The following is a 17,293-nucleotide window of genomic DNA, read 5'->3' on the forward strand; positions in this document are numbered from 1 at the left end:
TTTTGCTACTTCATAGTTGTAATTAGAAATTATTTTTTGGATGGCTAATCATTTTAGATAATGTTACATCTTCAGTAGGTTGCCACTTGAAGTTTAATTTTTCGAGTATGAAATTAGTTTTAAAATCTAATACTTCAAAATGAGATTTGTTGAAAATATTGTTATCTAGTACACCTGTATGCAATAGGAAATCATTGATTTGATCACTCATTATATTTTCTTTAATACAATACATTAAGTAATCGACAAATTCATTCCATTGTACATCTTCAATATGATAATTATTTTGATTATACACATGCATCAATTGTTTAAGTGAAAGGTGATGGTTATTATATATATGATGAATCTCGTTATTTAATTGATTATTTTTAATCAATTGGCTACATGCTTTAGCTGCCTGATCAACAGGTGTAAATTCTAAGTCATCATTTTCTAAATCTGGGAATATTTCTAGGTTTCTAAATGATTTTATAATACTATAGAAAGCATTGTTTTCTTCATTTTTCTGGAATACTCCTGTACGAGAATCACATTGTAAATTACCCAATCTGTAAATATTTGTTTCTACACCTTGCTCTCTACTAGCAATCAATACTTTTTCAGCTTCTATCTTAGTATCTAAGTAAACATTATTCATTACCTGACCTAAATCTAAGTCATGTTCTGAGAATGTTAACTGTGCTTTGTCGTCTACCTTACCTGAAGCAATAGAAATTGTAGACATGTGGTGAATCTCTTTCGGTTGATTGTATTTAGCAAATTGAATTAGTTGTTCAATGCCGCCTACGTTTGCGCCGTATGAAGCATCTGTCGTAGCAAAGTGACTCACATTCGCCGCAGCGTTTACAATCATATCGATATTTTGAGATAAAGACTCGTAAGTTTCTGATGCCATGCCTAGTTTTTCTAGTTCGATATTACCTTCAATGATATGGATTCTTTCTGCATATTCAGCACCAATTTGAGATTCAAAGTAATAAATCCAGTTACGCTTCAATTTCGTTTCTCCGTTAACCTCATTATTACTTCTTACCATGACATAAATATTGAAATCTGTATCTTCTAATAAATTGTTCAACATGTATATACCAAAGAATCCAGTAGCACCAGTGAGCAACACATTTTTACCTTTTTTGACTGCTCCGGAACTAATAACTTCATAATTTTCTACACTTTCTTCTTTATATTCATTAATTTCTTGAATAAATTCACTACTGAATTGATGTCCTTGTGCAGTATCTATATTTTTAAGTGTTTCTAACTTAGTTAGAATATTTGTTTGATCTTTTGCAGCTATAGACTCACTGATACGGTCAATCGTTTGTAGTTCGAAAATATCTTTAATTGAAATGTTATATGATTTTGATAATAACGATGTCAGTTTAATCGCTATGATAGAATCGCCACCAATTTCAAAGAAGTTGTCATAAATACTTATACTATCGGTATTTAATACTTCTTCCATTGCTTGAACAACATCTGCTTCGATTTCATTTCTAGGTTCAACAAACTCCTGTCTTTCAACTTCAATTTCAGGTAATGCGCGCTTGTTTAACTTACCATTAGATGTAACCGGCAACTGTTCTATTTGCGTCATATAAGCTGGCACCATATAGTCTGGTACTTTGCGTGCAAGTTCAATTTTAATATCAGCAAATGAAATTGGTTGATCAGCTACAAGGTATGCACAAATTGCTAGTTCTTCGCCAGCCATCGGTTTAGCAATGACACCTGCATCAGAAATATTTTCAATACGTAGTAAGTGGCTAGAAATTTCACCAAGTTCAATACGATAACCACGAATCTTAACTTGTTCGTCTATACGACCTAAATATTCTATTTCTCCATCCGTTGTCCATTTTGCTAAGTCACCTGTACGGTATACTTTTCCTGTACCAAACGGATTATCAATAAACTGTTGTTGTGTTAATTCTGGACGATTGAGATAACCATCTGTTACTGCAACACCTGCTATACAAAGCTCCCCTGGAACGCCTATACCTGTATGTTGATTATTATTATTTAGAACATACATTTGCACATTAGCAATTGGTCGACCAATTGTTATAATATCGTACTCCTGAGTTGGTGGTAACGGATTATAAGTTACCTCAATTGATGCTTCTGTCGGACCATATAAATCAATAAGCAATGTATCATTTGGTTGACCAATTACTGAATTAAAGCGGTTTGCTTGTTCAGATTTGAGCGCTTCACCTGTTGCAAGTACTGTATTAATAGATGCTATTTCAGCCACTTCATTTGTCGATTTAATATAATCAACAAACACGCCTAACATCGAAGGTACAAAATGAATCATAGTGATTGCATGTTGTTGAATTAGTGACGTAATTTTACTTGGGTTTCCTTCTTCCCCAGATGGTAGTAACACCGCTTGTGCACCTACCATAGCGAATCCGAAAATCTCCCAAACTGATACATCAAATGTATATGGTGTTTTAAACATGATGATCTCTTCTTCATTAAAGTCATATTCATCAATCATCCAATTCAGACGGTTCATCACGCCTTCATAAGGGACAACTACCCCTTTAGGATTACCTGTCGTACCTGACGTATATATTACATACATTAAATCAGATACATCTGTAATGTGGTTTAAATTGTCCGTTGATAGATTAGCAAGCGCATCTTTCTTAGTTACGTCAATTACCTTTCTATCAAATTCAATACTTGTATCTAATGGGCGATCTGTAATCAACAATGTTGGTTGACTATCATTCAAAATATAGTTAATACGGTCACTAGGTTGACTAGGATCCATTGGTACATAAGCACCACCAGCTTTTAATATTCCGTATATACTTACCATCATTTCTATACTACGATTTGTCATTAAACCTACAAGTGAATTAGCTTCTACTCCTTCTGCACGTAATTTATGGGCTAGCTGGTTAACACGTACATTCAGTTCTTTGTAAGTTAAACTTTCGCCTTCAAATGTGATAGCTGTTTGATCTGGTGTATTCGCAACTTGCTTTTCAAAACGCTCAACAAATGTTTGCTTATTAGGTAATTCGGCATACGTATCGTTAAATGCACCGAGAATTTGTGTTCTCTCTTCTTCTGTTGTCATATCAATATCACTGATATTTTGGGCCGGATGTTTTACTACTTCGCTTAATATTTTCAGATAGTGATTCAACATACGTTCAACTGTTTGTGGTTCAAACAATTCTGCAGCGTATTCTAATGACACTTTGTATGCTTCGTCATCTTCAATCATCATATTTAAGTCAAACTTAGCTTTTGTGTTAGTTGCTCGTTTTTCTTTAATGTCCCAATCTTCAATTTGAAGATCTTGTGTTTCATTATTTTGTAACGTGAAGAGCACGTCAAAGAGTGGATTACGTGTTAAGTCACGTCTTTCTACAACCTCATCCACTAATTCTTCTAATGGATACTCTTGGTTGTCATATGCTTTTAATGCAGTATCTCTCACTTCATCTAAAAATTGTTCAAACGCTTTGTTATTTTCAGGATAAGCACGCATTGGCAACGTATTAACAAACATACCTAATAAATTATCTGTATCTTGGTGCGTACGCCCTGAGATTGGACTACCTATAACTACGTCTTCTTGTCTACTATATTTATGCAATAAAATCATAAATGAAGATAGTAGAATCATATAATCTGTACTATTAGTTTTTTGAGCTAATTCATGTAATGCGTCTCTTGTCTCTTTAGGCATTTCAGCTGATACAGTTTTACCTGTAAAGCTTTGTTGTTTAGGTCTTGAATGATCATAAGGTAAATCCAATACTGGTGCTTCATCTTCGAATTGAGATAACCAGAATGTACGTTGACCGCTTAAATCACGGTTATGCATCCATTCACTATAATCTTTGTACTGTACTTTCAGCTTATCTAAAGTTCTTTCGTGATATAGTGCGATAAATTCTTTAATGATTAGATTAATAGAGAAACCATCCGAAATAATGTGGTGAATATCAAAGAGTAAGATATGACGTTGCTCAGCCAATTTAACGATTTTCACTCTTAACAGTGGTGATTGTCTTAAATTAAACGGTCTTACGAAGTCATTTAATAATGTTTCATAATCGTCAATATCTGTTGCTTCATAATCTACAGTTATGTTTGCCTGTTCATCTATAATTTGTACAGGCTCACCATCTATCGTTTCAAAATGAGTTCTCAATGCTTCGTGACGCTCCACTAAGCTTTGGAATACATCTTCAACACGTGCTACATCAACGACACCATTAATTTCTAGCATACTTGGCATATTGTAAGCCGTTTGACCTTGCACCATTTCATTCAACACATATAAACGTTTTTGTGGTGAAGATGCGAGATAGTATGACTTCGATTCTGCTGTAGGAATATTTTGTCCATTCAAACTACTTTCTTGGTCATTTAACACTTTTCCAAGTTGTGCAACTGTAGGACTTTCAAATATTACTTTTAATGGTAAACGTATACCAGTTTCACCTTCGATTTTATTAATCACATTGATGGCTTTTAGTGAGTGCCCACCTACTTCAAAGAAATTATCGTATATACTTACTCGTTCAATATTTAATACTTCACCAAAAATATTTGTGAGCATTTCTTCAATATCATTTGTAGGAGCAACATAATTTTCACTTTCAACCTGGATTTCAGGCAGTTGTTTTTTATCTAATTTACCATTTGATGTTACTGGTAAAATATCTATTTGAGTCATATATGTTGGCACCATATAGTCTGGTAAGTTTTGATTAAGTTGTGATTTAATCTCATCGAAATCAACGCTTTCATCTGAAACTAAATAAGCACAAATTGCTAATTCTTCGCCAGCCATTGGTTTAGCAACGACTGCTACGTCGGAAATCAAATCAATCTGACGTAATAAACTTTCAATTTCACCTAACTCAATACGATAGCCACGAATCTTAACTTGCTCATCAATACGGCCAAGATATTCAACATTACCTGTCGTACTCCATTTTGCCAAGTCGCCTGTACGATATAATTTACCTTCACCAAATGGATTATCAATAAATTTCTCGTCCGTCAAATCAGGTCGATTTAAGTAACCATTCGTAACACCTACGCCACCGATACATAATTCTCCCGGAACACCGATACCCATCAAACTTTCATCTTCATTCATAATATAAGCTTGAATGTTAGCGATTGGACGACCAATTGGAATCTTGTCATACGTTTCACCCGGTGTACATGGGTAATAAATCACTTCGATCGAAGCCTCTGTTGGACCATATAAATCGATCAACAATGCATTGTTTGGTCCACCAATTAAAGTATTAAATTGATTTACTTGTTCTGCTTTTAACGCTTCACCACTAGCAAGTACATAATTAACTGTAGCAATATCTTCTACTCTATTAGTTGATTTAATAAAGTCAATAAACACACCTAACATAGATGGTACAAAGTGAACCATTGTAATGTTGTGATGATCAATAAGTGAAGTTATTTTTTCAGGATTACTTTCTTCACCTGAAGGTAAGAGTATCGCTTGGCCACCAACCATAGTTGGTCCGAATATCTCCCAAACAGAAACATCAAACGTAAATGGTGTCTTAAATAAAATCGTATCTTCATTGCTGATATAGTATTTATCAATCATCCAATGCAGACGGTTCATTACGCCTTTATACGGTACCATAACGCCTTTTGGCTTACCTGTTGTACCAGATGTATAAATAACGTACATTAAGTCTGTGACATCTGTAACTTTAGATAAATTATCTGTTGATTGTGTCTCTACTATTGAAGTGTCTGTTAAGTTCAATACTGCTTTATTAAAGTCAATTGTCTCATCTAATGTTTGGTCAGTTAACAATACGTTTGGTTGACTATCTCCTAAAATGTAGTTGATACGATCACTAGGATAGTTTGGATCGATAGGAACATAAGCACCACCAGCTTTGAGAATACCGTAAATACCAATCATCATTTCTAGACGACGATTTGTCATCAATCCAACGAGCGTATTAGGTTGAACACCTTCAATGCGTAAATAGTTCGCAAGTTGGTTTGCTCTAGCATTTAACGTTGCATAAGTTAAACTTTCACCTTCGTAGGTAAGAGCTATTTCATTAGGTGTCTTAGCTACTTGTGCTTCAAAGATTTCCACAAAAGTTTTGTTGTTGTTGAACGGAACAGCTGTATCGTTGAATTCATTAAATATTGTAGCCTCTTCTTCTTTGGTAATCATTTGAAGGTCACTGATTTTTTGTTCAGGTTGTTGAACACTATGCTTCAATATTTCTAAGTAATGATCTAGCATGCGCACAACTGTCTCCTGATTAAACAATTCTTCTGCAAACTCTAATGAAATTTTATAACCATCATCATCAAAAATCGTCATACTTAAATCAAATTTGGCGTTAGTCGTTGATGGTTCTTTCTGTTCAATGGACCAATCTTCTATTTGAAGGCTTTCTGTTTCATTGTTTTGTAATGTGAATAGCACATCAAATAATGGATTACGTGTTAAGTCACGCGTTTCAACTACTTCATCTACAAGATCTTCTAATGGATATTCTTGATTATCATATGCTTTCAATGCGGTATCTTTCACTTCAGAGAGTAATTCGTTAAACGTTTTACTTCTTTCTGGATATGCACGCATAGCTAACGTATTTACAAACATACCTAGCATATTTTCTGTATCTTTGTGTGTTCTTCCTGAAATAGGACTACCGACAACAATATCTTCTTGGCGACTATACTTATGCAATAGTACATTAAATGCAGCCAATAGAATCATAAAGTCCGTACTACCTGTTGTTTGTGACAACTCTTGTATCTCTTGACGCAATTCTTCTGGCACTTCCACACTTACAGACTTACCTGTGTAACTTTGTTCAATAGAGCGCGCGTGATCATAAGGTAAATCTAGCACCGGTGCATCTTCTTCAAATTGTGATAACCAGAAGGTACGTTGATCACTTAAATCACGTGTATGCATCCATTCACTATAATCTTTATATTGCGCAGTCAAGGCTTCTAACGCTTGTCCGTGATATAAAGCAGTGAATTCTTTAATGATTAGGTTAATTGAAAAACCATCAGAGATAATATGATGCATATCGAATAGCAATACGTAACGCTGCTCGGCACATTTAACTACTTTCACTCTGAGTAATGGTGCATGCGCTAAATTGAAAGGTCTAATAAAGCGATTTAAGAGTTGTTCATAGTCTTCAGTTGATACTTCTTCATAATCAACCGTAATGTTTGCCTGTTCATCTATAATTTGAACTGGTTCACTATCTACTGTATCAAAATGTGTTCTCAATGCTTCATGACGATTCACTAAGCTTTGGAATGCACTTTGTACACGTTCAACATCTACTTCTCCGCGCACTTCTAACATACTTGGCATATTATAAGCCATTTGACCATCCATCATTTCATTTAAAACATAAAGGCGTTTTTGTGGTGATGAAGCTAAATAGTGCGCTTTTGTTTCTGCTAATGGAATAGTTTGGCTGCTTAATTCGTCAGCATGACTACCAATTGCCTTAGCCAATTGTGATACTGTTGGATTTTCGAAAATAGCTTTCAATGGTAGACGTACAGACATCTTGCTTTCAATTTCATTAATTACGCTAATTGCTCTCAATGAATGTCCGCCTATTTCAAAGAAATTATCCAAAGCACTAACATTATCAAGATTTAATACATCACCATACACTTCTGCAATCGTCGCTTCTGTTGCATCCCTTGGTTCCACGTAGTCTTTGTTTTCAAGTTTGATTTTTGGCAGTCCTTTTTTATCTAATTTACCGTTCGCTGTCACTGGTAAATTGTCAATTTGCATCATCAATGTAGGAATCATATAGTCAGGTAATTGTTTCCCAAGCTTTGTTTTAATAGTATCAAAATCGACTACATCATCTGAGACTACATATGCAGCAATCATTAAATCTGCATTATTTTCGTCTGATTGTGTAACTACTGCAACTGCTGAAATGTTATCAATTTGAGCAATTGAACTTTCGATTTCGCCAAGTTCAATACGATAACCACGAATTTTAACTTGCTCATCGATACGGCCGATGTAATCAAGAAGACCATCTGGCGTCCATTTCACTAAATCTCCAGTACGATACATTTTTCCTTCACTGAATGGATTATCTACAAATTTTTCGGCAGTTAATTCTGGTCTATTTAAATAGCCATTTGATACAGCCACGCCTCCTATACAAAGTTCACCTGGCACGCCAATACCTAATAAATTATTATCCTCATTCATAATGTATGCTTGAGTATTAGCTATAGGTCTACCAATAGGTACTTCTGAGTATGACTGACCTGCAAAGACAGGATAGTATGTTACCTCAACCGTCGTTTCCGTAGGACCATATAAATTGTAAAGTAATGTTTGATTTCTTGAACCGACTAGGTCATTAAAGTTGTTAACGTGATCTGCTTTTAATGCTTCACCACTTGTAAATACATGATTTAATGAAGCAATTTCAGACGTTTTACGACTTGTTTTGATGAAATCGATAAAGACGCTTAACATTGATGGGACAAAATGAGTCATTGTGATATCGTGTTGATTGATTACTGAAGCAATCTTCTCTGGGTTGCTTTCTTCTCCTGAACGCAACATGATAATTTCGCCACCCATGACTGCCCATCCAAAGACTTCCCAAATAGATACGTCAAACGTAAATGGTGTTTTAAATAATACTTTATCTTCTGTACCTAAACCGAAGTAATCAACCATCCAGTTTAAACGATTCATAACACTACTGTAAGGTACCATAACCCCCTTCGGCTTACCTGTCGTACCTGATGTATAGATGATATACATTAAGTTTGTTTCATCTGTTACAAGAGGTAAATTCTCTGTCGGTAAATTATTAATAAATGTATTATTAGTTAATTTAATGATTTCATTATCAAATTTAATGCTATAGTCTATTTTTTCATCTGTTAGCAAGACGCGTGGATTGCTGTCTTTCAAGATGAAGTTCGTACGTTCATGTGGATGATTTGGATCTAATGGCACATAGGCGCCACCAGCTTTCAAGATACCGTATATACCGATCATCATTTCTAAACGACGTTGAGACATAATACCAACTAAGTCATTTGGTTTTACGCCTTCGTTGCGCAATTGATATGCTACTTGATTCGCACGTTCATTTAACGCTTGATAAGTTAAGTGTTCATCTTCAAATGTAATTGCAGTTTTATTTGGCGTTTGTTCGACTTGTTTTTCGAAACGTTCTACAAAAGTCACAGAATTAGTTAATTCTAATTCGGTATCATTAAATTGATTTAAAATGATTTCTCTTTCAGTATCAGTGATAATTTCAATATCACTAATATTCTGTTCAGGACGACGCACCACACTAGAAATTATTTCTACAAAATGCGCTAACATGCGTTCCACTGTGTCTTCACTGAACAACTCTTGTGCATATTCTAACGAAACTTTATAGTCTTCGTTTTCATGAATAGTCATACTCAAATCAAATTTTGCATTTGTATTTGAAGTTTCTTTTTCCTGTATTAACCAATCATCTATTTGTAAGCCTTGTTTTTCATTATTTTGTAACGTGAACAGCACATCAAATAATGGATTACGTGTTAAATCACGTTTTTCTACAACTTCATCTAATAATGCTTCTAAAGGATATTCTTGGTTATCATAAGCTTTTAAAGCTAGTTCTCTAACTTCATCTAATAATTGGCTAAATGTTTTATTTCTTTCTGGATATGAACGCATTGCTAAAGTATTAACGAACATACCTAGCATATCCTCAGTATCTCTGTGTGTACGTCCTGAAATCGGACTACCTACGACAACATCCTCTTGTCTACTATATTTATGCAATAGCACCATGAATGATGACAATAGAATCATATAATCCGTGCTGCCTGTCGTTTGAGACAATTGATGGATAGCCTTTTGAACGTCCTCAGGCATTTCCACACTCACTGTTTTACCAGTAAAACTTTGTTGATTAGGTCTAGCGTAGTCATAAGGTAAATCTATGACTGGCGCTTCATCTTCAAATTGTGATAACCAAAATTCACGTTGTTTATTTAAGTCACGTGCTTGCATCCACTCACTATAATCTTTATATTGTACGCTTAATGGCTCTAAAGCTTGTTCATGATATAAAGCTGAGAATTCTTTCATGATGATGTTGATTGAGAAACCATCAGAAATAATATGATGCATGTCATAAAGTAGTACATAGCGTTGTTCAGCTATTTTAGCTATTTGAACTCTTAATAACGGCGCTTGACTTAATTCAAACGGTTGGACAAATTCATTTAATAAAGCAAATTCGTCTTCTGCATTAATTTCTTGGTAATCTACAACGATAGTTGCTGAGTCATTGATTACTTGAACGGGCTCACCTTTTATCGTTTCAAAATGTGTTCTTAACGCTTCGTGACGATCCACTAATTTTTGGAATACGTCTTCTACACGTGATACATCAACATTACCTTGAATTTCTAACATGCTCGGCATGTTATACGCTGTTTGACCATCTACCATTTCATTTAAAACATATAGACGTTTTTGTGGTGAAGATGCTAAATAATACGGTTTACTTTCAGCTTGAGGGATACTTTGACTATTGCCATTATCAGTATAAGTGTCTACCACTTTTGCAAGTTGTGCAATAGTAGGACTTTCGAACACTAATTTCAATGGTAATCGTTTGCCAACTTCACTCTCAATCTTATTAATAATACCGATTGCTTTTAACGAATGACCACCAATTTCAAAGAAGTTATCATTTGTACTTACCTTCTCAATATTTAAAACAGTCTCAAAAATAGAAGCTAACATAGATTCTGTTTCTGTTTCAGGTGCTACATAAACCTTACCTTCAACTTTAATTTCTGGTAGCGCGCGTTTGTTTAACTTACCGCTTGAAGACACTGGTAACTCATCTATTTGAGTCATATAAGACGGAACCATATAGTCAGGTAACTTATGATTTAATTCCGTTTTCACTGTATCAAAATCAATAACTTGATCAGACACTATATAAACACAAATCGCTAATTCGTCATCAATCATAGGTTTCGTGATAACTGCTACATCTAAAATAGCGTTATTCTGACGTAAGATACTTTCAATTTCGCCTAATTCAATACGGTAACCGCGAATTTTAACTTGTTCATCTATACGACCAGAGTATGAAATATTACCGTCAGCATTCCAGCGAGCTAAATCTCCTGTACGATATAGTTTGCCTTCGCCAAATGGGTTGTCGACAAATTTTTCTTGTGTCAATTCAGGACGGTTTAAATAACCTTCTGTAACATTCACTCCACCTATAACGAGCTCTCCAGAAACACCGATACCCATCACATGGTTATCTTCATCTAAAATATAAGCTTGTGTATTGGCAATTGGTTTACCGATTGGAATATTCGTATAGTGAACATCACTATATGTTTCAAAACTTGTCACATCAATCGTTGCTTCAGTCGGACCATACAAGTTAATCAATTGTGTGTTATTTTTCCCACCAATATATTCATTAAACTGGTTTACTAATTCCGGTTTAAGAGCCTCACCACTTGCTAAAACATATCTTAAGCTAGAAACTAAGTGTGCTTGCTTTGTACCTTTAATGTAATTAATAAATACATTAAACATAGACGGCACAAAGTGAACCATTGTTGCTTCAGATGTTTGAATTAGAGAAGTGATTTGTTCAGGATTACCTTCTTCACCTGAAGGTAGTAGCACAGCTTGTGCACCAACCATTGCAAAACCGAAAATCTCCCAAACTGATACATCAAAGGTAAATGGTGTCTTGAAACAAATAATATCATCGCTATCGATATGATATTTATCATAGACCCAATTCAATCTATTCAGTACACTTTCACCAGCAACTAAAACGCCTTTCGGACGACCAGTAGTTCCAGATGTATAAATAACATACATCAAATTAGAGACATCTGTGATGTGTTCTAAATTAGTTGTCGGCAATGTTTTCAGTACTTGGTTTTTCGTAATATCAATCACTTTATTATCATAAACAATGTCACTATCTGGTGTTCTATCAGTTAATAATACAGTTGCTTGGCTATCCTCTAAAATATAATTAATACGATCTTTAGGATAATTTGGATCCACAGGCACATATGCACCACCCGCTTTAAGAATACCGTAAATGCCAATAATCATTTCTAGACGGCGATTCGTCATTAATGCGACAAGAGAATTTGCTGTCACGCCTTCATTACGTAATTGATATGCTAATTGGTTCGCACGTTCATTTAATGCGTGGTAACTTAAGCTTTCACCTTCATATGAAATTGCAGTTTTATCTGGTGTCTTCGCAACTTGATTTTCAAAGCGCTCAACAAATGTTTGTGTATTATTAAATGGTACCGTCGTATTATTAAAGTCATTAAATATGACGTCTCTTTCATTTTGTGTCACCATTTCAATTTCACTAATCTTAGCTGTTGGTTCATCTGCTATATTTGAAAGTAATTCCATAAAGTGTGTTAACATACGCTCAATTGTATCTTGTTCAAAGAGTTCTTGCGCATATTCTAGGGCAATTTTATAACCATTATTGTCATAAACTGTCATACTCAAATCAAATTTTGCATTAGTAAACGAAGCCTCTTTTTGTTCTGTTGACCAATCATCAATTTGGAAAGTTTCATTTTCGTTGTTTTGTAATGTGAAGAGCACATCAAATAATGGGTTACGTGTTAAATCACGTTTTTCTACAATTTCATCTAAAAGTGCTTCTAACGGATATTCTTGGTTATCAAAAGCTTGCAATGATGTATCTTTAACTTCTGCTAATAATTGTTTAAATGATTTGTTACGTTCTGGATTAGAGCGCATTGCTAACGTATTAACAAACATACCCAACATATTTTCTGTATCTTTGTGCGTACGACCAGAAATCGGACTACCTACAACTATATCCTCTTGTCTACTATATTTATGCAATAGCACCATAAATGACGATAATAGAATCATATAATCTGTAGTGCCAGTTTCTTGAGACAGTTGATTAATAGCATTTCTTGTCTTTTCTGGCATGTCCATACTTACGGTTCTACCTGTAAAGCTTTGTTGATTTGGTCTAGCATAATCGTATGGCAAGTCGAGTACTGGCGCTTCCTCTTCAAATTGAGATACCCAGAATTGACGTTGTTCATCTAAATCACGTGAACGCATCCACTCACTATAATCTTTGTATTGTACTGTTAATTCATCTAATGTACGGCCTTTATACAGTGCTGTGAATTCTTTAATAATGAGATTAATAGAGAATCCATCAGAAATAATATGATGCATATCAAATAATAAAATGTATTGTTTCTCTGCACACTTAACAACTTTAACTCTTAATAAAGGTGCTGTTGTTAAATCAAATGGTTTAACAAAATCACTCAATAATGCATCGTAATCTTCTGTTTGCGCTTCTTCATAATCAATCTGTATACTACCTTCGTCATCGATGATTTGAACTGGTTCACCATCAACAGTATCAAAATGCGTTCTCAATGCTTCATGACGATCCACTAGCGCTTGGAATGTATTCCTCACACGCTCTACATCAACATCACCACGAATCTCTAACATACTCGCCATATTGTAAGCAGTTTGTCCGTCCACCATTTCATTTAAAACATACAAACGTTTTTGTGGCGAAGAAGTTAGATAATATGGTTTAGTATCTGCTAAAGGAATACGACGTTCAATCACGTCGCTCACTTCGTTATCTATCACTTTTGAAAGTAGTACAGCTGTTGGATTATCAAATATTTTTTTCAAAGGCAAACGCTTGTTAGTTTTACTTTCGATCTCATTTATTACACTAATTGCTTTTAGTGAATGTCCACCAATTTCAAAAAAGTTGTCAAAGATACTTACGCGTTCTACATTTAATGTAGTGCTAAATATATCAACGACCATTGCTTCCATATCATTTCTAGGCGCAACATATTCCAAATTTCCTACTTTTATTTCTGGCAATGCTTTTTTATTTAACTTACCACTTGAAGATACAGGTAACTCGTCAACTTGCATCATATAACTTGGCACCATGTATTCAGGTAATTGTTGGCTTAATTCAGCTTTTAACGTTTCGAAATCTACCGATTGGTCCGAAACAATATAAGTACAAATTGATAACTCATCATCAATAATAGGCTTAGCAACAACTGCAACATTTAAAATGTCATCGTTCTTACGCAAAATGCTCTCAATTTCACCTAATTCGATACGGTAACCACGAATTTTAACTTGTTCATCTATACGGCCTAAATAAGAAATATTACCGTCATTATTCCATTGAGCCAAATCACCTGTACGGTATATTTTGCCCTCTCCAAATGGATTATCAACGAATTTTTCTTGTGTTAATTCAGGACGATTCAGGTAACCTCTTGTAACGTTAATACCCCCGATACATAATTCACCTGGTACGCCAATGCCCATTACATTGTTATCTTCATTTAAAATATAAGCTTGTGTGTTTGCAATCGGCTTACCAATTGGCACGACATCATATTTAACATTATGGTCAAAGTCAAAACTCGTAACATCAATTGTTGCTTCTGTTGGGCCATATAAATTAATTAATTGTGTATTATTTTTATTACCAATAAGTTCGTTAAATTGATTTACGATACTCGGTTTTAGCGCTTCCCCACTCGCTAAGATATATCTTAGACTTGAAATCATTTGGGTTTGGTTTGTCGCTTTAATAAAGTTAATAAACACGTTAAACATAGAAGGCACAAAGTGTACCATTGTAGGCGTATCGTTTTGTATAACTGAAGTGATTTTTTCAGGGTTACCTTCTTCACCTGAAGGTAATAGTACTGCTTGGGCACCAATCATTCCGAAGCCAAATACTTCCCATACAGATACGTCAAACGTAAATGGTGTTTTGAAGAAGACAATATCTTCATTGCCAATATCATACTTATTTATCAGCCAATTCAGACGATTCATTAAACTTTCCCCTGAAACAAGAACCCCTTTAGGCTTACCTGTTGTGCCTGATGTATAGATCACATACATTAAATTGTTTACGTCTGTAATATGCTCTAAATTGTCAGTAGGGAGTGAGGCAAATGTTTCATTATCAGAGATATCAATCACTTTCTGATCATATGAGATTGTTTCTTTCAATTCATTATCCGTCAAGAGTACTGTTGCTTTGCTATCTTCTAAAATGTAGTTAATACGGTCTGCTGGATAATTAGGGTCTATTGGAACATAAGCGCCACCTGCTTTAATAATTCCATAGATAGCCACTAACATTTCTAGGCTTCTATTAGCCATTACTGCAACAAGAGACTCTGCTTCAACGCCTTCAGAACGCAAACGATATGCCATTTGATTGACCTTGGCATTGAACGCTTTATAAGTTAAACTTTCTCCTTCATATTTGATCGCTGTTTTATTTGGAAATTTAGATACTTGTTCTTCAAATCGTTCAATAAATGATTGACTGTTATTCAATGCTAAATCAGTATTGTTAAAGTCATTTAAAATCGTTTCTCTTTCTTCACCTGAAACAATTTCAATGTCTTTAATTTTACGTTCTGGTGCTTCAATCATGCTATTCAAGACATGTAAAATCGTCTCATGCAATTGATAAACGCCTGCTTCATCCAATACATCAATTTGATAATCATAGTCTATATCCAAACCATTCTTACTACTTCTATTACTGATGTTAACACTTAATGGCGCATTGTTTGTCCCGTTGTCTAACCATTCATCTCGGAAACCATCATTCATAAATTCAGCATCGTATTGTGCATTTTGGAAGGACACAAAGCAGTCTACTAAACCTTTTTTATTCCCACTATTTTCAACAATATACTCGTATGGGTATTTTCTATGTTTTAGTACATTAAGACTTTCTAGCTTAATCTTGTTTAAGTAAGATTTAACAGTTGCTTCTTTATCCATTTCAACAATTATGGGTAATACTCTTGAAAATACTCCTGTGGAGGTTTTTTCTTTTCGGTTATTTCTATTATGTATCAGCAATCCAACAGAATTAATTTTAGACAATGTTTTTTTGTGTTTAATTACATGCATTATTGCTGAAAAAAGGTTACTAATACTCACATCATTTTCTTCACAAAAACGTTTAACATTTTCAGCTTCTTGATCTAACAAGTTAATACTTATTCTCTTACCAACTGCACTATCCAATGTTGTCTTCTCAAAAAGAATGTTATCTTCGAAATTTTCTAATTTTTCTAACCAAAAATCTTTATCTTTTGTGAAACGTTTAGTTGTTTCATAATCCATTTCTGTAGCAATAGCTTCAAAATAGGTAGCACTTTCTGTCTCTTTATCTTCTTTACCCACTAATTTTTTAGATAGGTTGTCTACAACAATTGTTACACCCCATGCATCACTAATCAAATGGTGTTGTAACAAGAATATTACATAATGTCCCTGAGGCGCTTTCGCTATAATCACTCTATAAAGCGGTTCATCTAAGTTAAAGATATTCATAGTAGCACTTTCTCGTACCCACTTATCATAACCAACTTCATCTTGATAAAAGTCTATAAACTCAAAATTTTGATGCTCATAGTCCACTAGATACTGCTTGTATTCTCCTTCTTCTCTAGTAACTCTTATTCTTAACGTGTCATGTTGCTCTATGATTTTATTGAAGGCTTCATTTACTTCGTCATATCCTAAACCATTATTCATATGAACAATACCAGCAATATTATTGATGCTAGTGTTCTCATAAAATTGTTCTATTTGTAAAATTTCCTTTTGTGCGTATGATAACAATTTTGTATTTGCCAATTAAAGCTGCCCCCCTATAAATATATAGTACATAACTTATAATAATATTATTTAAAGAATTCTTCAATGATATTATATTTTTTTATTTACAACATAGTTAAATAAATTCCCGATTATCAATTGTTAAAACATCTATAAATCTTTAGTTATTTATTTTAAATTAGATTTTATTAATTACTTTAATTAATTATAATCTCACATTAAACTTTATTGTTATGAAAAGTAATAATACACTCTTGAATTGCGCTTAACTTTATTGTATTATTCTGATTTTTCAGTTAATTTAGGACTTAGCATTTCAATTAACTCGATTCCTATCACACTCTTATAGATTATTCTCAGTTTAGTAACCACATATTTAAAAAACAAAAAAATACACCTTCAACACTTGAAGGTGTATTAGCTATCATATTATACTTCACACATTTACACACACGTATAATATAATTTCACACATTTTAATATACTTCTAAA

At 34.1% G+C, this 17,293-nt stretch carries 1 protein-coding gene; it reads right to left on the reverse strand.

Features of this window, described 5'->3' with window-relative positions; translation table 11 throughout:
• Positions 1 to 22 precede the first annotated feature (22 nt).
• Positions 23 to 16,819 (reverse strand): non-ribosomal peptide synthetase, encoded by a 16,797-nt coding sequence (locus tag ACM591_RS00655; RefSeq protein WP_326026914.1) that lies wholly within the window; start codon positions 16,817 to 16,819, stop codon positions 23 to 25.
• Between the last annotated feature and the right edge of the window lie 474 nt (positions 16,820 to 17,293).

Source organism: Staphylococcus sp. Ze2 (genome assembly GCF_048568365.1).
GTDB lineage: Bacteria > Bacillota > Bacilli > Staphylococcales > Staphylococcaceae > Staphylococcus > Staphylococcus xylosus.